At 52.5% G+C, this 21276-nt stretch carries 28 protein-coding genes; 24 read left to right on the forward strand and 4 right to left on the reverse strand.

The features are described 5' to 3' along the window. Positions 1-24 precede the first annotated feature (24 nt). Positions 25-114, reverse strand: coding sequence for a sporulation protein YjcZ (locus NR121_RS06700; RefSeq protein ID WP_074726773.1), 90 nt, complete (start codon positions 112-114; stop codon positions 25-27). Positions 115-348: 234 nt separating this feature from the next. Between NR121_RS06700 and NR121_RS06705 the strand changes: the two genes are divergently transcribed. From NR121_RS06705 to NR121_RS06715, 3 genes are all read left to right on the forward strand, one after another. Next, complete coding sequence (locus tag NR121_RS06705) at positions 349-603, forward strand: DUF2164 domain-containing protein (protein WP_217437285.1); 255 nt, start codon at positions 349-351, stop codon at positions 601-603. Between the two features lie 39 nt (positions 604-642). Continuing rightward, positions 643-927, forward strand: a complete 285-nt coding sequence (locus NR121_RS06710; protein ID WP_074726774.1) for a hypothetical protein — start codon at positions 643-645, stop codon at positions 925-927. A 107-nt stretch (positions 928-1034) separates the two neighbouring features. Next, entirely contained in the window at positions 1035-2291 is a 1257-nt protein-coding gene (locus tag NR121_RS06715) for an aspartate kinase (RefSeq protein WP_062408944.1), read from the forward strand. Position 2292: 1 nt separating this feature from the next. On the opposite strand, the gene NR121_RS06720 is transcribed toward NR121_RS06715, so the two are convergent. From NR121_RS06720 to comA, 3 genes are all read right to left on the reverse strand, one after another. Then, positions 2293-2757, reverse strand: a complete 465-nt coding sequence (locus NR121_RS06720; protein ID WP_054817748.1) for a DUF441 domain-containing protein — start codon at positions 2755-2757, stop codon at positions 2293-2295. Between the two features lie 226 nt (positions 2758-2983). Then, entirely contained in the window at positions 2984-3691 is a 708-nt protein-coding gene (locus NR121_RS06725; protein WP_054817749.1) for a 2-phosphosulfolactate phosphatase, read from the reverse strand. A gap of 20 nt (positions 3692-3711) precedes the next feature. After that, the gene (gene comA / locus NR121_RS06730; RefSeq protein ID WP_074726775.1) at positions 3712-4551 is read right to left on the reverse strand and encodes a phosphosulfolactate synthase; all 840 of its coding nucleotides are present in this window, start codon (positions 4549-4551) and stop codon (positions 3712-3714) included. A gap of 142 nt (positions 4552-4693) precedes the next feature. Between comA and NR121_RS06735 the strand changes: the two genes are divergently transcribed. From NR121_RS06735 to NR121_RS06835, 21 genes are all read left to right on the forward strand, one after another. Beyond that, on the forward strand, positions 4694-4960 hold the full coding sequence (locus NR121_RS06735) for a YqhV family protein (RefSeq protein WP_062408942.1): 267 nt from the start codon (positions 4694-4696) through the stop codon (positions 4958-4960). A 143-nt stretch (positions 4961-5103) separates the two neighbouring features. Further along, positions 5104-6114 (forward strand): stage III sporulation protein AA, encoded by a 1011-nt coding sequence (gene spoIIIAA / locus NR121_RS06740; RefSeq protein ID WP_074726776.1) that lies wholly within the window; start codon positions 5104-5106, stop codon positions 6112-6114. Positions 6115-6139: 25 nt separating this feature from the next. Next, positions 6140-6658, forward strand: a complete 519-nt coding sequence (gene spoIIIAB / locus NR121_RS06745) for a stage III sporulation protein SpoIIIAB (protein WP_062408940.1) — start codon at positions 6140-6142, stop codon at positions 6656-6658. A gap of 14 nt (positions 6659-6672) precedes the next feature. Continuing rightward, positions 6673-6876: a stage III sporulation protein AC gene (gene spoIIIAC / locus NR121_RS06750; protein WP_054817751.1), complete on the forward strand. Its 204-nt coding sequence runs from the start codon at positions 6673-6675 to the stop codon at positions 6874-6876. 15 nt (positions 6877-6891) lie between these two features. After that, positions 6892-7281, forward strand: coding sequence for a stage III sporulation protein AD (gene spoIIIAD / locus NR121_RS06755; protein ID WP_062410962.1), 390 nt, complete (start codon positions 6892-6894; stop codon positions 7279-7281). Between the two features lie 47 nt (positions 7282-7328). Continuing rightward, a complete protein-coding gene (spoIIIAE, locus tag NR121_RS06760; protein WP_062408939.1) occupies positions 7329-8609 on the forward strand; it encodes a stage III sporulation protein AE in 1281 nt (426 codons plus the stop codon). Positions 8610-8637: 28 nt separating this feature from the next. Then, entirely contained in the window at positions 8638-9387 is a 750-nt protein-coding gene (gene spoIIIAF / locus NR121_RS06765; RefSeq protein WP_054817752.1) for a stage III sporulation protein AF, read from the forward strand. A gap of 4 nt (positions 9388-9391) precedes the next feature. Continuing rightward, on the forward strand, positions 9392-10033 hold the full coding sequence (gene spoIIIAG, locus NR121_RS06770; protein ID WP_062408937.1) for a stage III sporulation protein AG: 642 nt from the start codon (positions 9392-9394) through the stop codon (positions 10031-10033). Positions 10034-10089: 56 nt separating this feature from the next. Continuing rightward, positions 10090-10848: a SpoIIIAH-like family protein gene (locus NR121_RS06775; RefSeq protein WP_054817753.1), complete on the forward strand. Its 759-nt coding sequence runs from the start codon at positions 10090-10092 to the stop codon at positions 10846-10848. 279 nt (positions 10849-11127) lie between these two features. Next, entirely contained in the window at positions 11128-11604 is a 477-nt protein-coding gene (gene accB, locus NR121_RS06780; RefSeq protein ID WP_054817754.1) for an acetyl-CoA carboxylase biotin carboxyl carrier protein, read from the forward strand. A 17-nt stretch (positions 11605-11621) separates the two neighbouring features. Further along, positions 11622-12980, forward strand: coding sequence for an acetyl-CoA carboxylase biotin carboxylase subunit (gene accC, locus NR121_RS06785; protein ID WP_062408935.1), 1359 nt, complete (start codon positions 11622-11624; stop codon positions 12978-12980). Positions 12981-13140: 160 nt separating this feature from the next. Next, entirely contained in the window at positions 13141-13551 is a 411-nt protein-coding gene (locus NR121_RS06790; protein WP_054817755.1) for an Asp23/Gls24 family envelope stress response protein, read from the forward strand. 74 nt (positions 13552-13625) lie between these two features. Beyond that, on the forward strand, positions 13626-14186 hold the full coding sequence (amaP, locus tag NR121_RS06795; protein ID WP_054817756.1) for an alkaline shock response membrane anchor protein AmaP: 561 nt from the start codon (positions 13626-13628) through the stop codon (positions 14184-14186). 15 nt (positions 14187-14201) lie between these two features. After that, positions 14202-14441 carry a DUF2273 domain-containing protein gene (locus NR121_RS06800; RefSeq protein WP_054817757.1) on the forward strand — a complete coding sequence of 80 codons (240 nt, stop codon included), beginning with the start codon at positions 14202-14204 and terminating at the stop codon, positions 14439-14441. A gap of 69 nt (positions 14442-14510) precedes the next feature. After that, a complete protein-coding gene (gene nusB, locus NR121_RS06805; protein ID WP_054817758.1) occupies positions 14511-14969 on the forward strand; it encodes a transcription antitermination factor NusB in 459 nt (152 codons plus the stop codon). A gap of 24 nt (positions 14970-14993) precedes the next feature. Next, the gene (folD, locus tag NR121_RS06810; protein WP_174350334.1) at positions 14994-15860 is read left to right on the forward strand and encodes a bifunctional methylenetetrahydrofolate dehydrogenase/methenyltetrahydrofolate cyclohydrolase FolD; all 867 of its coding nucleotides are present in this window, start codon (positions 14994-14996) and stop codon (positions 15858-15860) included. A 6-nt stretch (positions 15861-15866) separates the two neighbouring features. Continuing rightward, on the forward strand, positions 15867-17243 hold the full coding sequence (xseA, locus tag NR121_RS06815) for an exodeoxyribonuclease VII large subunit (RefSeq protein WP_256830991.1): 1377 nt from the start codon (positions 15867-15869) through the stop codon (positions 17241-17243). After that, a complete protein-coding gene (gene xseB / locus NR121_RS06820; RefSeq protein ID WP_054817759.1) occupies positions 17218-17475 on the forward strand; it encodes an exodeoxyribonuclease VII small subunit in 258 nt (85 codons plus the stop codon). Before xseA ends, xseB begins: the two co-directional genes overlap by 26 nt. Next, positions 17475-18380: a polyprenyl synthetase family protein gene (locus NR121_RS06825; RefSeq protein ID WP_375162514.1), complete on the forward strand. Its 906-nt coding sequence runs from the start codon at positions 17475-17477 to the stop codon at positions 18378-18380. The genes xseB and NR121_RS06825 overlap by 1 nt, the downstream gene beginning before the upstream one ends. Before the next feature lie 111 nt (positions 18381-18491). Beyond that, on the forward strand, positions 18492-20378 hold the full coding sequence (dxs, locus tag NR121_RS06830) for a 1-deoxy-D-xylulose-5-phosphate synthase (protein WP_256830994.1): 1887 nt from the start codon (positions 18492-18494) through the stop codon (positions 20376-20378). A gap of 17 nt (positions 20379-20395) precedes the next feature. After that, entirely contained in the window at positions 20396-21238 is an 843-nt protein-coding gene (locus NR121_RS06835) for a TlyA family RNA methyltransferase (protein WP_062408930.1), read from the forward strand. The last annotated feature ends 38 nt before the right edge of the window (positions 21239-21276 follow it).

A 21276-nucleotide genomic window follows, 5' to 3' on the forward strand; every position in this document is an offset into this window, starting at 1 on the left:
CCGAGCGCAGGTCGATGGATCATATTAGATGAACCATGCAGTCGAAACGATAACGAGAAGAATGAAAAGGACGAGAATCACGCCAATAGAAGTAAAACCTCTTGCGAAGCTCATTGATGACAGCCTCCTTTCGCTATAACATATTGTCATCTTATGAATTACATTGATCGGGGGATTGGGTCTTTTCTAAAAATGTATATATATAACAAGTGAAATCCGGTCATTTATTTCGGAGGCAAGCTGGTTTGGAACTCGGAAAAGAGAAGAAAAAGAGCTGCGACCGCATTCTGGCATTCTTTTTTTTTGAGTCATTTTGCCGGGAGATGCCAAAGGAAAGGGGCGGGCCGAATGATCCCTCTAAAGATTTCCAAAGAGCAAAAAGAACAAATGGTGTGGCGCGTTCAGCAATATTTTGAAAAAGAAAGAACCGAATCGATCGGAAATCTGGAGGCCGAGCAGTTGATTGATTTTATGATCGGACTGGTAGGACCCCCGGTATACAACCATGCCATTGGGGATGCCAGACGAACGTTGCTGGAGAGGATGTCGGCGCTGGAAGACGAGCTGTACTCCCTGGAGAAACCGGTGGGAAGAAGCCGGTAGACGGGAGGCGATGAGTCGCCTGTAGAATGGAGGAGCGAGATGGTAAAAACGATAAGAAACGGATTGATATTTGCCGCGGCGGTTCATTTTTTGTTATTTACCGTTCAGATCATTTCCGGTTATGTGATGACGATGCTCTATGTTCCCGATATCATCAGTACCTATGAATCCGTAGAGGTGCATCATCGGACCGTATCGTTCGGTACAGCCGTGAAGGTTCCGGGGTGGGCTTATATGATTACCTTTATCGGTTGTGTACTGCTCTATGCCTTTCTCATCAAGCCGGCACTCCACCACTGGAAGCAGCGAAGAAACAGACAATAGACGATGGTCCGTCTGAAGCTTCCTCATTTTTCTGTTTCAAGAGACACAGGGCTTGTGATATAATGTCTCATTAGTTATGCAAATGTTTGTGTAGGGAGTGAGCAGTTTTGTCTCTGATAGTTATGAAGTTCGGCGGCAGCTCCGTTGGCGATGCGGAAAGAATGAAACGTGTGGCCAACCGCGTAGTAGAGAGACAGCGCGAGGGTCATCAGTGCGTGGTTGTCGTTTCGGCGATGGGAGATACCACCGATGATTTAATTGACTTGTCCAAACAAATTTACACAGGAACCCCTCCTGCGCGTGAGATGGATATGCTGCTGACGACCGGGGAGCAGGTTTCGATTGCTTTATTGTCCATGGCGATACATAGTCTGGGAGCATCGGCTGTTTCTTTCACCGGATGGCAGGCGGGGATGTACACGGATGCGCTCCACGGCAAAGCCCGGATTACCGATATTCAGCCGCAGCGTGTGCTTAAAGCGCTGGAAGAAGGCAAGATCGTCATTGTTGCGGGCTTTCAGGGCATGAGCGCAGAAGGGGAGATCACGACGCTTGGGCGAGGCGGGTCGGATACGACGGCCGTTGCGCTTGCCGCAGCGATTCAGGCGGATGTGTGTGAAATTTTCACCGACGTGGACGGCGTTTATTCGACGGACCCGCGCATCGTCAAATGTGCGCGCAAGTTAAACGAAATTTCGTACGATGAGATGCTGGAGCTCGCCAATCTCGGAGCGGCGGTACTGCATCCCAGAGCGGTTGAATACGCAAAGAACTATAATGTAAAGCTGGTTGTCAGATCCAGCTTCAACCATAACGAAGGTACGCAAGTGAAGGAGGAAGCGGCGATGGAACAAGGCATCGTGGTACGCGGCATTGCATACGATAAAAATGTAGCGAGAATCAGCATTCTGGGTGTGGAAGAAAAACCAGGACAGTTGGCCCAGGTGTTCACGGCTTTGGCCAAGGAACAGATCGATGTGGACATTATCGTGCAAAGCGGTGTGATTAACGGACTCGCGGATTTCTCCTTTACCGTATCCTCGTCCGACTTGGAAAAAGCGCTGCAGGTTATTGCAGGCATTCGCTCTTCCGTGGGCTTCCGTGAAGTGACCTCCGAGACGAATTTGGTGAAAGTGTCCATCGTGGGGGCAGGCATGGTCAGTACGCCGGGCGTCGCCGCCAAGATGTTCGAAGTAATCTCGGAGCTCGGTATCAGCATCCTGCTGGTCAGCACGTCCGAAATCAAGACATCCTGCGTTATCGAGAATGGCCGTTTGAACGAAGTGGTTCAAGCTCTGCACACGGCATATGGCCTGGATACGGATCAAACCGTATTTGTCGGCGGACCGTCGGAAAGAAGATAAGCTAGCGGATTTTATCAAATAAGAAAGTAAACGCTCTAAGCAAAAAAGCAGTAATGCCGGCGGCCATCAATGGACCGACGGGTATGCCCCTGAGGAAAATAATTCCAAATATCGAACCAATGACCAGACCCACAATCATTTGTGGGTCTAATTTTAATAGCTCAAGCCCCTTGCCGTTCATATACGTGGCGATGGCTCCACCCAGTAAGGCCAGTATTCCGGGCCAAGTGGTAAACATGGAAGAGACGTCCTTGATGGAAATTTTCTCACTGGCAAAAGGGACCAGAACTCCCATCGTCAAAAAGAGCAGCCCCAGTTCGAGCCCTCTTCGTTCGATGGTGGGCAAATACCGCTCAAGGCTGATCAGCTTCACGATCAAGAGCACACAGGCGGCTGTCGTAATAATATGGGAACGGCCAATCAGCCCGATGATAATCAGTGCAACAAGCAGTATCTCTCCGTTCATGGTTAAGCCCCTTGTCCATTTGGTATCACTTTATATGTATGAGGGGTCAACCGAATTAGAACGAAGCATTTTTCTGTTTATTAACCATACAAAACCGGTCGCGGGATTCCATACGGTGAGGCCGCCGATATGCAGAACGGCGGCTTCCCGCTGCCGCTTAGGACATGATTGCTCACTGCTTCTCCCCATTTTCTCACTGCCATTGCGCAGAACTCTCCTGCAGCTTTCAAATCACCATAGCTCCGTCATGGAATTGCGGGACGGCTTGAATCCGGTTGACCTGACTGCAGTAAAGAACATCTTCTTTATATCCGAGCCGGATCAGACGTTTGCCGTTCGAGCATGACAGTATCGTCTCCGGGAGCCGGTCGTGCGTTTGGCGGTACGCATGCATCATGGCCAGACCCAGGTCGTTCACCTCGCAGCCGCCGCCGGTGAGCCGGACCAGTTCGTCGGCCAGCAATCCTGCGCACAGTCCGTCCTCCAGACTGAATACGTCGTGAGTCCCCGCGCACAGCAGGGCAATCTCCTTCTGCAGCTGCAGCGCCTTGACCGCGCAGCTGGACGCATTCAGTAAGGAGCCTGCCAAAATATGCGCCGCTTTATGTGATTTTTGCACTGCCCTGGTTCCGTTTGTCGTCGTCATGATGATGTTCTTCCCTTTGACGGCTTCGGGAGCATATTCGAACGGAGAATTGCCGAAGTCAAAGCCGGGTATTTTCTTGCAGCTGCGTTCGCCTCCCAGCAAGTCCCCCGGACGCTGCAGGCTTTTGGCCTGCGCTACCGTTTCGGTGGGTACGACGGACCTGCTGCCGTTCGTGAGCGCCGTCAGCATCGTGGACGTGGCCCGCAGTACATCGATGACGATCACTGTCTTGTTCTGAAGCTCATCCGTTCGCGCTTCGCCCACGCTGGCGATGACCTGCACATTCATTCCTTTGCCCAGCCTCCCCTCTAGATTTGCCAATTGAAGCTTTGATAGGACTCCTGTCTGGAAACATCAGCCAAAAGCAGCGTATCCGACCTAAGCCCCCGCCGCAGAGCCTCTAACGAAATGATATCTCCGGGAACAATGTTGCCGAGGTGGATATCCGTGCCCAGCATTTGCAGCAGATGTACCTGCTGCTCCTTTTGCGGTGCTTCCCATAGCAGCAGGTCGGTGCTGGGAACCCGGTTTAACACCCGCTCTATTTCTTCATCTATACATGCTCCGTTTGCGTCATAAATGCCTACGCCTTTGCCCGATTCTCTTCCTTCAATCGTAATCAGACTGGCGCCCAGCTGCGAATCGATCGTTACCGTTTGGATCAGCTCTTCGATCTCAATAGATGAACCCCAGCCTTTTTTGCCGTATTCGGTAATGACCATAAAGCCCTCGTTCAGGCCGCGGCAAATCAGTTCGCTGCGCAGGCTGCGTGACATTTCGATCGTTCCGTCCGATATTTCCAACCCGTTAAACCCCAAATATTTTGCCATCTGAAAAAAATGGTCTGTCTCGTCCTGTCGTATCGCAACTTCCAGGAACGTACCGCCTGGATATACGGTAATGTCATATGCTTTGGCCATCTCTATTTTTTTCTTGAGAAAATCCGCCATATAAAGCGGCGAGGTGCCGAAGCCGATTTTCAGCATGTCGATATAGTCGCCTGCCGTTTGCAACAGATCTTCTAAGGCATAAAGCCCCAGTCCTTTGTCGATCACCATGGTTTTTCCCGATTGCCGCGGTTTAGGCGTCCGGCGTCCGGTCGGATCACTGAGCAGTGCATTCCACTGCAGCGGTATTGATACCTCCATCTAGTTATCGCCTCGCTGTAGGTTAGTCTTGGATTACTGTGTCATCATATGCATTTTCAGTTGGGGGTGTGCCCAGTATTCCTAAAATAAGACGAGCCTGCATAGGATGGGTATAGAGACCAAGGGATGAGGTGAAACGTCGATGTTGAACAAGATTGTGTTCAGTATGGCCATGATCCGAATCGTTTCAGGAGGTATCGAAATTGCTGCGGCCCTGCTCATGCTTCGATTTAACCAGATTGAGAAAGCGCTGCTCGTGAACTCGGGGCTGGCGCTCGTAGGGCCATTCGTACTTCTGACAACAACGACGATTGGGCTGGTCGGGCTGGCGGATAAGCTTTCGGCAGGCAAAATGTTATGGGTGATGGCGGGGGTCAGCTGCATTTTTATCGGAATCTTAAAAAAGTAATCTGTCATATTTCACTAGGTAAGGCATACACATGATTGTAGAAGTTGGACAGACTGACGCCGGTAGAAGCGCGGTAACCGTCGCAATGCTGATGACGGGCAATAGAGCGCCGCCGTAACCGTCGAATGTGGGAGGAATGTACTTTGATCGGATCGGTTCTACCGTTTTTTTCTGCCCCTGTGCGGCAGATTCTATTAACTCTACCAACGCGAATTCAAGCCGAATTGCAAGAAATCCGCATTCGCGAGTCGCGTCCGCTTGAAGTCATATGGAGCACGGGACATGGTTTTGTTGCCGAAAAAGGCGGCTTGAGCCCGAATCCCGAGCAAGCATACCGGGCGACCCACAAAGATTGTGCAACGCTGCTGGAGCTCTTGACCCAGCATTCTATGTATACGTTTGAGGAAGAGCTGAAGCGGGGATTCATTACCGTAGCCGGCGGGCATCGGATAGGTCTCTCCGGCCGGACGGTGGTCGAGCAGGGCAAAGTGAAATATATAAAGGACATCAGCGGGTTTAACATTCGGCTTGCCCGGGAATGGAAAAAGGCGGCGGCAGGGGCGTTGCCGTTCCTGCTGGAGCCAAGAGACGGGAGTGTTTATCGAACACTGGTCATTTCTCCGCCGCAGCAAGGAAAGACCACATTCATCCGCGATTTGGCCCGGCTTCTCAGCTCAGGCGGCAAGGTCAACGAATCGGGAAGGTCTTACAGGAGCTTCAAGGTCGGCATCGTGGACGAACGCTCCGAGATCGCAGCCTGCGTGAAAGGCGTGCCGACCTTCGACGTCGGTCCCCGAACCGATGTACTCGACGGCTGTCCGAAGGCCGAGGGCATGATGATGATGATCCGTTCCATGTCTCCGGAAGTGCTGATCGCCGATGAAATCGGACGGGCTGAAGATGCAGCCGCCATTCATGAAGCGCTTCATGCGGGAATCAGCATTGTAGCGACTGCGCATGGACGGGATATCGAAGATGCGAAGCGACGTCCGATCCTGCGGGAGCTGCTTGAAGCCGAAGTCTTTGACCGGTTCGTCGTTTTGCACCGCAGGACGGGGGCTGCCGCTCCTCCGGGACCGAATACGGCGGTGTTTGATCAAATTGGTAAACGGATGGATGACAGGCTTGCCTTGAGAGGGGGGATGACCTTATGAGCGCGAGCGAAAGAAGGAGTCCAGGATGCTGAAGCTCTTGGGCGCCATGTTGATTCTGCTGGCAGGCACTCTCCTGGGTTTTTATCAGGCATCCCAATTATCGCGCAGGCCTAAGCAAATCTCCGAGCTGATTCGGCTTTTGCAGCGGCTGGAGACGGAAATCGTGTACGGCTTCACTCCGCTGCCGGAAGCGCTCAGACAAACCGGGCGAGCGGGGACCCATCCGGTGGGATCCTTGTTTCTGGACACGGCGGCTGAGCTGGTGAAACCGGACGGGCGTTCCGTCCAAACCATTTGGGAACAGACGTTGACTGCCGGCTGGAGAAATACCTCCATGAAGCCAAATGAGAAGGAAGTGCTGCTGCAGCTCGGCTCTACCCTGGGGCTGACCGACAGAGAAGACCAGGTTAAGCATCTCAAATTGGCCGTCAATCAACTTCAAGGTGAAGCGGACTGCGCCCGCGAGGAACAGCAGCGGTATGAACGGATGTGGAAAAGCCTGGGACTGCTGATGGGGCTGCTCGTCGTCATCTTGATGTATTAGGTGAGGTGCCGCCAATGAACGTAGATGTAAACGCGATATTCCAGATTGCCGGCATCGGCATCATTATCGCCATGATTCATACCGTGCTCAAGCAAATGGGCAAAGAAGATATGGCCCATTGGGTAACCGTCATCGGCTTTGTCGTGGTGCTGTTTATGGTCGTCCGGTTGTTAGACAGCCTGTTTAATGAAATCAAGACAATTTTCCTCTTTCAATAAGAGGGGGGGATGCCTGTGGAGATCATACAAGTGGTGGGACTCGGGTTGATCACGACGGTTCTTGTGCTGGTCATCAAAGAGCAGAAGCCAATGTTTGCCTTTTTGCTCACCGCCTTCACGGGGATTACGATCTTCTTATTTTTAATCGGTAAAATATCGACAGTCATCGGGGTGCTGGAGGAACTGGCGAACAAAGCCGAAATCAACCTGATATTCCTCAAGACCATTCTGAAAATCATCGGCATCGCCTATATCGCGGAGTTCGGGGCGCAGGTCGTCAGAGACGCGGGGCAGGAGGCGATTGCCTCCAAGATTGAACTCTCCGGCAAAATCCTCATTATGGTGATGGCCATCCCGATCGTGTCGGTCATCATCGAAACCGTGGTCAAGCTGCTTCCCGCTTAAACCATTGCGGCACACTGGAGAGGCGAAGCGAACCAGGAGATGAAGCTATGCTGCATCTAAAAAAACGTATGTCGCTTGAGACAGGCCGCTATCCCGGCGGTGGAAAAAGCAGGGATCGGCGCCCGGAGCTCCTGCTCCTCTGGATCGCTGTGATCACGGCGCTGCTGCTTGACGGAGGGAATGCTTTAAGCTGCTGGAAGCCGGGGGGCTGCGGAATGACCGCATACGCAGCGACGCCGGTAGAGGAGTTGATTCGCGAGCAAGCGGAGCGGCTGCCGCTCGATCAGGTGGAGCAGTTCTGGGGCCGCTTGATGCGGCAGTACGGCGGGTATTTTCCCGATGCCGCAGCGCCTTCGTTTATGGATTTGCTGCTCGGGGCCAAAGAGATCAGCCCCGGTTCGATTTTCTCCGGGCTTTTGCGGTACTTTTTTCACGAGCTGATTTATGGCGGCAAACTGCTTGCATCCATCGTGATCCTATCGGTTTTCAGCATGCTGTTGGAAACGCTCCAGAGCTCCTTTGAGAAAAACAACGTAAGCAAAATCGCGTACGCCATATCATTTCTGGTTTTGATGATTATGGCGGTGAACAGCTTTAACCTGGCGATTGGTTACGCCAAATCCGCCATTTCGGAAATGACCCATTTTATGATTGCCGTAGTTCCGCTGCTTCTGACGCTGCTGGCCTCCATGGGGAATGTCGTATCAGTATCCGTGCTGCATCCGCTGATTGTATTCATGGTTTATGCCATAGGGACGGTGATTTATTTTTTCGTTTTTCCCCTGTTGTTTTTTTCGGCAGTGCTTCATATCGTAAGCGCGCTGTCGGACAAATATAAAGTAACGCAGCTTGCGAATTTATTACGAAATATCAGTTTGGGCTGTTTGGGGATATTCGTAACCGTTTTTCTCGGGGTGGTATCGGTTCAAGGGGGCGCGGGAGCGATTGTGGATGGAGTGACGATCCGTACGGCCAAATATATTGCGGGCAATTTTGTGCCGGTAGTAGGCAGGCTGTTCTCCGATGCTTCGGAAACGGTTATCGGCGCGTCGCTCCTGGTCAAAAATGCGGTAGGCTTGTCGGGGGTCGTGATTATTCTGGTACTTTGTGCGTTTCCTGCACTGAAAATTATTGCGCTTGCCTTCATATATAATCTTTCCGCGGCGGTCATGCAGCCGTTAGGCGATCATCCGATGACCGCATGTCTGGCAACCATCGGGAAAAGTTTGATTTACGTATTTGCTGCTCTGGCAGCGGTAGGGCTCATGTTTTTCTTGGCGATTACAATCCTGATTGCGGCGGGGAACGTATCCGTGATGATGCGATAATCCTCCGAACGGGAAGGGGGATCCCGCTATGGACTTCCTGAGCGATTGGCTTAAATCGGTCATACTCGTGATTCTGCTCGCGACTTTCGTCGACTTGCTGCTGCCGAATCAATCGATGCAGAGGTATGTCAAAACGGTGATTTCCCTGTTTCTTCTGATGACGCTGCTTCATCCCATTTTATCCTTAATAGATAACAGCAGCCAGATAGATCAAAAGCTTGGATCGGCCCTGTTCAAACAGGATGCCGCCTGGAAGTGGCAGAGCGGTAACGGTACGGACCGTATGGAGTCGCTCCCCGCCATACAGCAGAGAGCGGAGACGCTGCGGTTAAGGCGGGAGGAGCAATCCCAACGGATTGTGCAAAACCAGGTTGCCGATTTGATCAAGCGCAAAATTGAACAAACGGCGGGAGTACAGGTACAAAACGTGCAGGTCGATACCAGGCAGGATGAGAATGGTCAAGCGGTCATTCGGAGCGTGGCGTTGTCCCTGGACTTTGTACCTTCAACCGAGAACACATCACAGCAAGGCCGATACCAGGCGGTCGGCAGCAGCGGGCCTGTCAGGCCGGTGGAACCGGTTGACATCGCCCCGATTGAAATCGGGGAAGACAGGAAGGATTCAAATCCGGCGTGGGCCTCGGATGAAGTGCAAGAGGATCGTCTCCCGCCGGAGGCGCTGCAGAAACAAACGCAAATTTTGCTGATGCTGGAGCAGGACTGGCAGCTGTCCGGAGAGCAAATCCAGATCCGGATGGGACTATCCTCAAGGAGGTGAATCGATGGGAGACAACGACGGGAAACCCAGATGGCCGTTCAGCCTTTTTAGCGGCGGACCGGGCGGACCCAAACGAATCCAGACCCTCCGCTGGCTGCTGCTGATGGGGCTGGTCGGAGCCGCCTTCATGATACTGAACTCATTCATTACGGTAAAAGAGGTGGATCCCATCGGTGAGGGTCGCGCTTCTCCAGCGGATCAAACGCAGCCTGTCTTCGGATCAAGCGGCAAGGAGTCCAGTCCCTTCCGCGAATTTGAGGAAGCCTATCAGTCCCAGCTCAGGGAGATTTTAACCAAAATCGTCGGGGTAGGCGAGGTGGAGGTTCTTGTCACGATTGAATCGACCGAGGAGGTCACGGTTGAACGCAATACCCAGGAAACGCAGCAGATCACCAATGAACAGGATCAACAGGGAGCCAAAAGGCATATTACCGATATTTCACGCAAAGGGGAAGTCGTTCTTTACGAGGTGTCGGGCGGCAAAAAGCCCCTCGTAACCAAAACGATCAAACCTAAAATCCGCGGCGTGCTGGTCGTGGCCAAAGGGGCGGAAAATTTAACAGTGAAAAAGATGATATCCGAGGCTGTGGAACGCGGCCTTGGCGTCCCTCCGCACCGGATATCCATTCTTCCGCGGAAACAATAATTCGCGTTCGCAGGAAGCAGTGATAAAACGATAAACTCACTTAAGGAGGAATACTGATGAACTCTAAAAGACAAACGATTTGGCTCGTATCCATGCTCAGCTTGATGGTAGTCCTGTCAGCCTACTATTTGTTCACGGAAGACGTTAGCCAACTGGAGTTGAATACGGCCAGCTCAACGCAATCCAAAGAAGTGATTATCAACGCGGGCCAATTGGATGGCCTGCCGCAGGGAGCAGCCAATGGACAAACGGTGCCGAAGCAGAGCGATCAGCAGCCCGAAGCCGAAGAAGGGACGAAGACCGAGACCGATCCGAAATCGAGCAGCACGAGCACCGAAACGCCATCCACAGAAAAGCCGGAATCCGGCGCTGACCCGACGACTGCTCAGCCCGTATCCAAAAATGAAGCGGCAGCCGGCGACCAAAACGCCAGAGTGCTGGAACAAATCCAGGCTCAAGCGACCTCGGGTTCCGATTATTTTGTGAATCTGCAAATGAAGCGCGACGAAGCGCTGTCCAAACAGGTGGAGTCGCTGATGACCATTCTGGCCGACACCAAGCAGACGCAGGCAGCCGCCGCAAAAGCGCAGACGGAACTGCAAAAGCTCCAGGACATTGAAACGAAGATCACATCCTTGGAAGAGAACCTTATGAAGGAGTATCCGCAAGCGGTGATTACCCAGGAAGGCGAGAGATGGAAGGTAACGGTGCAAGCGAACAAGCTGGAAAGAAGCCAAGCCGTCAGTATTGCCGATCAGGTAATGAAGGAGCTTGGCATCATCCCGGATCACATCGCCATACAATACAAGCCTTAATCCAAATGTGCCAAGCAGATGAAACAAGAGTCCCCGCGAAGGGACTCTTGTTTCATCTATACCCTTCGAAGCCCGGCTGCTCTTCCCGACCGTGTTATCCATGCGGTACAAGTGAATCAGGCGGCGTTGTTCCCAGCTTCATGGGCAAGTCCCAAGAAACTCTTTCCTTGCCGGAAGATTGTGATATAATAACAACGTCGTTTGTTTCACCTTTCGTTCCGACCGCTGCCGCAGTATATTGACGCCGGTTGGAACAAGACGCCAAAGGAGTGAACCTATTTGTTTAAGTTAAGCGAAATCAAAGAACTGATTAAGCTAGTGGATCAAACCTCTTTACAAGAGCTGGAAATTGAAAACGAAGGCTCCCGCCTTTTGATTCGGAAACCGAATAAAACCGAGCAGGTCGTCGTTGCTGCCGCGCCTGCTGTGCAAGCTTATGCGCCAGCAGCCGTTCAGCAGACCGCTCCTGCGCCCGCTGCACCGGCAGCCGAGAAGCCTGCCGCAGCCGATGCCGGCTTACATACAATCGTTTCCCCGATGGTAGGCACATTCTATGAAGCTCCTTCTCCGGGAGCGGCGCCGTTTGTTTCGAAAGGCAGCAAAGTGAAGGAGAAGACGGTTGTCTGCATCCTCGAAGCGATGAAGCTGATGAACGAGATTGAAGCCGAGGTTAAAGGTGAAATTGTCGAAGTGCTGGTAGAAAACGGCCAGTTGGTCGAATACGGTCAGCCTTTATTCCTGGTGAAACCGGAGTAAGTAGGAGGAGAACACCATTGAAGTTTCAAAAAATCTTGATTGCCAACCGTGGGGAAATCGCCGTTCGGATTATTCGCGCCTGCCGTGAGCTCGGCATTTCCACGGTCGCGGTATATTCCGAAGCCGACCGGGAATCGCTTCATGTCCGTTTGGCGGATGAAGCCTATTGCATCGGACCGACGCTTTCCAAAGACAGTTATCTGAACTATACGAATCTGATGAGCGTGGCTACGCTTACGGAAACGGATGCCATTCACCCGGGCTACGGCTTCTTGGCAGAGAATGCGGACTTCGCGGAAATCTGCGAAAGCTGCAACATCACGTTTATCGGACCGTCTCCCGATGCGATTAGCAGAATGGGCGACAAGTCTGTGGCGAAGCAGACGATGAAGGACGCGGGCGTTCCGGTTATTCCCGGCTCCGACGGGCTTGTGGAAGATATGGACGAGGCAATCCGGATCTGCCGGGAAATCGGCTATCCTGTCATCATTAAAGCAACGGCAGGCGGCGGAGGCAAGGGGATTCGTCTGGCAGAGAACGAGGAAATGCTGATTCAACAGATTACCACCGCACAGCAGGAAGCTCAGAATGCTTTTGGCAATGCCGGCGTCTATCTGGAGAAATACTTGACAGGCATGAAGCATGTCGAGATACAGATACTGGCGGACAAGCACGGCAATGTTGTGCATCTGGGCGAGCGGGACTGCTCCGTGCAGCGCCGCCGCCAGAAGCTGGTCGAGGAAGCGCCATGCCCGATTCTGACGCCGGAAATCCGCGAACGGATGGGAGAAGCGGCCGTACGCGCGGCCAAGGCCGTGAACTACTCCGGTGCAGGTACGCTTGAATTTTTGCTGGGCGCCGACGGACAGTTTTATTTTATGGAAATGAATACGCGCATTCAGGTGGAGCATCCAGTCACGGAGCTGATTACCGGCATCGATATTATTAAAGAAATGATCCGTGTAGCGGAAGGGGTGCCGCTGTCCTTCACCCAGGAAGACGTGAAGATCAACGGCTGGGCCATCGAATGCCGGATTAATGCGGAGGATCCCGAGCGGAATTTCATGCCTTCGGCAGGCCAAATTCAATTTTATTTGCCTCCGGGCGGCTTTGGGGTTCGGGTGGACAGCGCCGCTTATCCGGGGTATACGATCTCCCCGCATTACGATTCCATGATCGCCAAGCTGATCGTCTGGGGAGCGGATCGGAACGAGGCTGTGCAGCGAATGAAACGGGCGTTATCGGAATTTGCGATCGAAGGAATCCACTCGACGATACCTTTCCATTTGAAGCTGCTGGAGCATAAGAAGTTTCTGGCCGGCGACTTCGATATTAAATTTTTGGAAGAACATGATGTAAATGACCCGAATTCCTGATTTACAATTCATTGTCATATTTTTGCCGGGATGGTATAGTATACAATAAGACAAGGTTAGAGCGGCTATAAGATAGTCGCTTTACCGGAAAACAGAATGAACATGAATGTTTTTTGAAGCCGTTTTTGCTTTAGCAAAAACTTGGAGGAGGACCTATCCAATGAGTACACTGGCTGCGGATTATGAGAAGACCGAGATGGGCACGATTCAAATCGCTCCCGAGGTGATTGAAATCATTGCCGGTATGGCTGCTGTAGAAGTTCCCGGTGTTGCGGGAATGAGCGGGGGATTCGCCGGCGGGATCGCCGAGCTTCTCGGACGGAAGAACGTATCCAAAGGCGTAAAGGTCGAAGTGGGACAGCGTGAAGCGGCCATTGACGTGTCCATTGTCATCGAATTCGGATCGAAAATTCCCGAGGTGGCAAGCGGCGTGCAGGCGAATGTGAAGCAGGCGATCGAGTCGATGACAGGACTTAGCGTAGTGCAGGTCAACGTTCATATTCATGACGTTATCTTCAAGGGCGCAGACAAAGCCGAAGAGGTCGAAACATCTCCGCAACGCGTGAAATAAACATGAAGCCCGGTTGAACCCCCAAACCTATCGTCTGGGGGTTTCCGCCATATTTTCGGAAGGAGTCGGAATACGTGGTAAAAGTGCTCGACAGACTGCTGCTGCTGCTTTTCAGCGGCATTATATTTATTGCCTCCGTCGTCCTATTGTTCTTAGCCTTCGGACTCATTCCTTTAACCGCTGCGGAAAATTTTGTCCATGACATATATTATGATATGGACACGGCGGTCATATTCATCCCGGTTACCATAGCGGTTTTTCTGATCAGTATCCGTTTTCTTTATCTGGCGGTTCGGCGGGGGAAGTCGGATGTGCCTTCGATAGATCAGAGAACCGATTTCGGGGATATCCGCATATCGCTCGATACGGTGGAGAATCTGGCGCTTAAAGCGGCGGGCCGCACCCGGGGCGTGAAGGATTTGCGTTCGCGTGTCAAAGTCAATCAAGCGGGGCTTGAGTTTGTGATCCGCGTCATTGTTGACGGCGAAAGCTCCATTCCGGCGCTGACGGAAGAGATTCAGGGCAATGTCAAGAATCACATTGAAGACATCACGGGTATTCCGGTTGCACATGTGACTGTGTTTGTAGCGAATATCCAGCAATCGTCCCCCACCTTCAAAAGTCGAGTGGAATAGAGGTGAGCTTCCCGGATGTGGATGCAAATATGGGAACAGCTGCGGGAAAAGCACAGGGGCAAAACCTTTGGCGTCCTTGCCGGAGGCGTCTTGGGGATGATATATTTGTTCTTTGGCTTGTGGCGTATGTTAATCTTTGTCTTGATCGTATATACTGGTTATTATATAGGGAAAAAGCTGGACCGGAACGAGCCGGTATTTCCCGTAGAAGACACTTGGCGCTGGCTAATGGACAAATGGAGATTGTTCCGCTAAAATCCTTGGGATAGCCTGAGGATTTTTTTAATGATCCTTTAAGTGACCAACAGGAGGTTTTATTGGTTAATGAGACGAAGATTGGCAAGGGAGCTTGCGCTGCAAAGTCTGTATCAAATCGAGATGAACGAAGTCACATCCGGTGACGCCATCGCTCATGTCGTTGAAGAGGCAAGAGGAGAAGATGAAGCGCAGCTGACACGGGAGCGCGATCAAATATCGCCGGCGGAAGTGCAGGAGCTTGTGGAAGGCACCACACAGCATAAGCAGCAAATCGACAGCTTGCTGTCGGATTATTTAAAAGGCTGGCAAATGGACAGGCTGTCCAGGGTGGATCGTGAAATATTGAGGCTCGCCGCGTACGAAATGATTTACAAGGAAGACGTGCCGCCGAAGGTAGTCGTGAACGAGGCAATCGAGATGGCCAAGAATTTCGGGACGGAGGAATCGGGGAAATTCGTCAATGGCGTGCTCGGTAAGATGATCAAGGATTTGGAGAAGCTTCGGGAACAGACGCCGAAGGTCTGAAAAATGGAAAGGGGAACGGCTTACATGTCCGCACAAGTAATTAATGGTAAAGAGATCGTGAGCGCTTATCGCGCGCAAATCAAAGAGCAGGTTGAACGGCTTGTACAGCAGGGCGTTCGCCCGGGGCTGGCCGTGGTCATCGTTGGAGACGATCCGGCATCGCACGTGTACGTCCGCAATAAAGCGAAAGCCTGCGAAGAAGCGGGAATGCACTCCGAGGTGTACAAGCTTGCCGAACAAACGCCTGAGGCGGAAGTGCTCGCTTTGATTGCCAGACTGAACGAGGATTCCGCTATTCACGGTATCCTTGTACAATCGCCTTTGCCGAAGCACATTTCGGAAGAACGTGTAGTGGAAGCGATCGCAGTGGAGAAGGACGTCGACTGCTTTCATCCGGTCAATGTCGGCAACCTGATGATCGGTAAAGAAGGACCGGCTCCTTGTACGCCTGCAGGCGTCATCGAGATTTTGAAGAAGATCGGCGTAGATATCGCCGGCAAGCATGCTGTCGTTGTAGGCCGGAGCAATATCGTCGGCAAGCCGATGGCGACCCTTCTGCTCAGGGAGAACGCAACCGTCACCGTTTGCCATTCGCGCACAAAGAATTTGGAGGAGATTACACGTCAGGCGGATATCCTTGTGGCGGCGGTCGGCAAAGCCAAAATGATCAACCGCAGCCATATCAAACCGGGCGCTGTCGTGATCGACGTGGGCATTAACCGGCTCGATAACGGAAAGCTGGCGGGAGACGTTGATTTTGACGATGTGCTGGATACGGCAAGCTACGTGACGCCTGTTCCGGGATGCGTCGGGCCGATGACGATTACCATTCTTCTTCGCAATACGCTTGAAGCGGCACAGCGGGCGGCAGGCGCGCATGCCGCTTTGTGATCCGTTATGAAGGATAAACAAGTTTATTCCATCAAGGATTTGAACCGGCTTGTCAAAATGTTGCTTGAGGGGAATGACCGTCTGCAGAACGTATGGGTCAGGGGAGAAATCTCCAACTTTACGCATCATACCAGCGGGCATATGTATTTTTCGCTAAAGGATGCAGACAGCCGGTTAAAATGTATTATGTTCGCTTCGTATAATCAGAAGCTTGCTTTTATTCCGAGGGAAGGCGCCAAAGTGCTTGCCTGCGGAAACATCTCGGTTTACGAACGGGACGGGCAGTATCAGTTTTACGTTACGCAAATGCAGCCGGACGGGATCGGCAGCCTGTTTATGGCTTTCGAGCAGCTGAAGAAAAAGCTGGAAGCCGAAGGGTTGTTCGCTCCGGCCGCAAAGAAGCCTATCCCCCGATTTCCGAAGGCGATCGGTGTCATCACGTCTCCGACCGGAGCAGCGGTTCGCGACATTATCACCACGCTGCAGCGCCGCCATCCGTCCGTGCCTGTTCTCTTATATCCTGTATTGGTCCAGGGAAAGCAGGCGGCCCCATCGATCGTAAAAGCCATCCGGGACATGAATGAAATGAACGAAGTGGATGTTTTGATTGTCGGCCGCGGTGGGGGGTCCCTGGAGGAGCTATGGGCATTTAATGAGGAAATCGTTGCGCGGGCCATCCATGCCTCGGTGCTGCCGGTCATCTCTGCCGTAGGGCATGAGACCGACTTCACGATCGCCGACTTTGCAGCCGACCTGCGGGCGGCGACACCCACGGCCGCTGCCGAGCTTGCCGTTCCGCACCATTTGGAACTCATGCAGCAGATCGGCTTTTATAAGCAGCAGCTATTCGGGGGGCTGGCCAAACAGCTCGAACGCAGCAAAGAAAAGCTTAAGCGGCTGCAGCGTTCGCCCTATTTGACGAACCCCAGACGGCAGCTGCTGCAGCAGCCGGCAGAGAGGCTCGACCGGGTTCGGGAGCAGCTCGGCTACAAGATCCGCAGCCGGGTGACGAAATCGGGGGAACGTCTGATGCGTTCCGAACGCCGGCTGGCATCTTTCAATCCGAAGGAGCAAATCGTTTATACGCGCAAGCGCCTGGATTCCTCAACCCGGCAGCTGCGGCAGGCCATGCAGGGTGTGCTGAAGGGAAAGCAACAGGAACTGATGGCCGGCATTCGTCAGCTCGACGCGCTCAGCCCTTTGAAAATCATGCAGCGCGGCTACAGTTTAGTGTATGATGAGAAGGAAAAGCATTTGATTAAATCGATAGACCAGGTCCAAATCGGTGATATTTTGAAGCTTAGGCTGAAGGACGGCCGTATCGATTGTCATGTTTGGTCAATGGAGGAGAAAGTCGATGACAAATCAGGAAGCGATGCCTAGCTTTGAGCAAGCCATGGATCAGCTTGAGCGCATTGTGGCACAGCTGGAGAGCGGAGACGTTCCGCTGGAGCAAGCGATCGAGCTGTTCCAGGAAGGGATGAAGCTGTCGCAATTGTGCAGCAGCAAGCTGGAACAGGTGGAAAGGAAAATCGAGGTCCTGCTTGAGCAAGATGGCGGCATGGTCAAAAAGCCGTTTCAAGCGGACGAAGGCGATAAAGGGGATACCCGATGATTGAACCGCTAAACGGGATAGACACGTATATTAAAGAAAAAGTACTGCTTATCGAGCAAGAGCTGAAGACATCGATACCTTCCCAGTGGAGCATCCCTGCTCCTTTGCGCGAAGCGATGATGTATTCCTTGATGGCCGGGGGCAAGCGGCTTCGTCCGATTCTTGTGCTCGCGGCAGCGGAAGCGCTTGACGCCGATTCGACTGCCGCCATGCCGGCGGCTTTGGCCGTTGAGATGATTCACACGTATTCTCTGATTCACGACGATTTGCCGGCAATGGATGACGACGATTACCGCCGCGGCAAACTGACGAATCATAAAGTGTTTGGCGAAGCGATGGCCATTCTTGCCGGTGACGCCCTGCTGACCCATGCCTTTCACATGATTGTTCAATCGGCAAGAAAGCATGGAATTTCGGGAGAAACGATTGCGGATATCGTAGAAGATCTTTCACGTCTGGCTGGCGCTCCGGGCATGGTGGGCGGTCAAGCTGCGGACATGCTGGGAGAGCAGGGGGTCACCCGGCTGGAAGAGCTGGAATATATCCATCTGCATAAAACAAGCGATTTGATCGTATTTTCCTTAAAAGCAGGCGGTCGAATCGCCGGCGCAAGCGATAAACAGCTGGCTGCGCTCGAGCATTTCGGCACCTGCATCGGCCTCGCTTTTCAAATTCAGGACGATATTCTGGATTTGATCGGGGACGAACAGAAGCTGGGTAAACCGGTACAGAGCGACGTGAAACAGCAGAAAGTAACCTACCCTTATTTTATCGGGATCGAAGCCTCCGAAGCCAAGGTGGAGGAACTGACCCGAAAAGCCAAGCAATCGATTGTACAAGCGGGGTTTCCAAAGCCTGAGAGGCTTTTGCAGCTTGCCGATTTCTTGATGAAGCGGGATCATTAATTGAACATGATTGATTTGAGCACGGGACTTCTCCTGTGCTATACTTCATGATATCAAGGCAACGTCTCGGCATTGGATTGACTACTTTACCATGGAAAGCGGGGAACAAGCGTGCTGCTCAATCAAATTCATCAGCCTGAGGACCTGAAGGGTCTTACAGTAGAACAGCTGGAGCAAGTGGCAGCGGAAACGAGAAAGTTTCTGATCGAAAAGCTTTCGGCTACCGGCGGTCACCTCGCGCCCCACCTTGGTGTTGTCGAGTTAACGATTGCTCTGCACTATTTGTTTGATAGTCCGAAAGATAAATTCATATTCGATGTGGGGCATCAATCCTACGTTCACAAAATATTGACTGGACGCAAGGATAAATTCGATACGCTGCGTAAATACAAGGGCCTTTGCGGTTTTGTGAAGCGTTCCGAGAGTGAGCATGACGTATGGGAAGCCGGTCACAGCAGTACGTCCTTATCCGCTGCGATGGGGATGGCGGTAGCCCGCGATCTTAACGGAGAATCGAATCGCGTCATTACGATCATCGGCGACGGGGCTCTTACCGGAGGGATGGCGTTAGAAGCGCTGAACCATATCGGGCACGAGAAAAGAAAGCTGATGGTCATTCTGAACGATAATGAAATGTCCATCGCCCCGAATGTCGGCGCGCTGCATAACTATTTGGGGCGCATTCGTTCAGACCGTCATTATGTTAAAGCCAAGGAAGAATTCGAGCATCTGATCAAAAAAATTCCGGCGATTGGCGGGACTCTGGCCAAAACGGCGGAACGTTTAAAGGATTCCTTCAAATATTTAGTCGTTCCGGGGGTATGGTTTGAGGAGCTCGGCTTTACGTACCTTGGACCGGTGGACGGCCATAATCTGCCGCTGCTCTTGGAAGCCTTGAAGCAAGCGGACAAAGTAAACGGCCCCGTACTCGTTCACGTCATTACGCTCAAGGGGAAGGGATACTCTCCTGCCGAAGCGGATTCGCACAAATGGCATGGGATTACTCCGTACAAGATTGAATCCGGTCAAGTGCTCAAATCCGTCGGGCCGCCTATGTATACAGAAGTGTTCGGCAAAACCTTGATCGAGCTTGCGCGTCAAGACAAGCGAATCGTAGCGATTACGCCGGCCATGCCGGGAGGCTCGGGTCTGCTTGAGTTTGCCAAATTATTTCCGGACCGCATGTACGATGTCGGCATTGCGGAGCAGCATGCGGCCACCTTCTCGGCAGGCTTGGCCAGCCTTGGCTTGAAGCCGGTATTTGCGGTTTACTCCACCTTCCTGCAGCGGGCCTATGACCAGGTTGTGCACGACATTTGCCGGGCAAACCTGAATGTCGTCTTTGCGATTGACCGCGCGGGTTTCGTTGGGCCGGATGGAGAAACCCATCAGGGGGTTTATGATATCGCCTACCTGCGCAGCATTCCGAATATGGTCCTGATGATGCCGAAGGACGAGAACGAGCTGCGGCACATGATGAAAACGGCGATTGATTATGATGACGGGCCGATTGCCGTACGCTACCCGCGGGTTAACGGCTTGGGCGTATCCACGGATGAGCCTGTGAGTCCGATTCCGATCGGCACGTGGGAAGTTTTGCGGCAGGGAAAGGATGCAGCGATTTTGGCCGTCGGACCGATGATTCCGCTTGCGCTTGAAGCGGCAGAGCAGCTTGCCAAGGAAGGTATTCAGGTTCGGGTCGTCAATGCCCGGTTTATCAAGCCGATGGACGAAGCTGTGCTGATGCAGCTCGCGAAGGAAGATATCCCGGTCGTCACGCTCGAGGAAGGCGCCCAAATGGGCGGTTTCGGAAGCGGCGTGCTTGAGTATTATTCTCTGAACAATATATACGGCATGCGGATAAAGCTGATCGGCGTTCCCGATTATTTCGTGGAGCATGGCTCTGTGAAGGAACAGCGTCAAGAAGTGGGATTGACGGCAGAACGGCTGATAACCGAGCTGCAATCGCTCGTCCCGCGCAAAAAACAGCGGGCGTAAGATGTAAGGAGCTATTCATGGCAGCAGACAAAGCGGATAAAGAACGGCTCGACCTCCTGCTGGTCGAGCGCGGTTTGTTTGAAACAAGAGAAAAAGCGAAAGCGGCGATTATGGCCGGCCTGGTGCTTGTGGAGGATGAGCCGGTGGATAAAGCCGGCACGAAAATCCCGCGCTCATCCAGAATTGTCGTCAAAGGGGCGGTGCATCCTTACGTAAGCCGCGGCGGATTGAAGCTGGAAAAAGCGCTTCGGACTTTCAATATTAATCTTCAGGGTATCACTGTGCTGGATATTGGCGCGTCTACCGGCGGCTTTACGGACTGTGCGCTTCAGCATGGCGCAGCTCACGTATATGCCGTCGATGTGGGCTACAATCAATTGGATTGGTCGCTTCGCAAAGACCCGCGCGTCAGCGTAATGGAACGGACGAATTTCCGTTACATACAGCCGGAGGATTTAAAGGGACCGGTGCCCGCCTTTGCCAGCATCGATGTATCGTTCATTTCCCTAAAGCTTATTTTGCCACCGCTAAAAAAACTGCTTGCCCCTTCGGGTCAAGTGGTTGCATTGGTGAAGCCGCAGTTTGAGGCAGGCAGAGAGAAGGTAGGCAAATCCGGAGTGGTAAGGGAGCCGGAAACACACCGGGAAGTGCTGCAAACGGTTCTTCAGTTTGCACAGGAAATTGGATTTGCCGTGAAGGGTATTACTTTCTCCCCGATTAAGGGAGGAGAAGGAAATATCGAGTTTTTAGCGTATTTGACCCAAACCCATACGGACGAGCCCGGATGGTCCGGTTCCGAATTGGAACAGCGCATCCGCGAGGTTGTTGAAGAGTCGCAAAGCATGCAGAGCTCATCTTAATGGATGAGTTTTTTGCCTTTTTAGAGGATTATGAAGGC

It is taken from the genome of Paenibacillus sp. Pae15 (assembly GCF_024519685.1).
Taxonomy (GTDB): domain Bacteria; phylum Bacillota; class Bacilli; order Paenibacillales; family NBRC-103111; genus Paenibacillus_G; species Paenibacillus_G naphthalenovorans.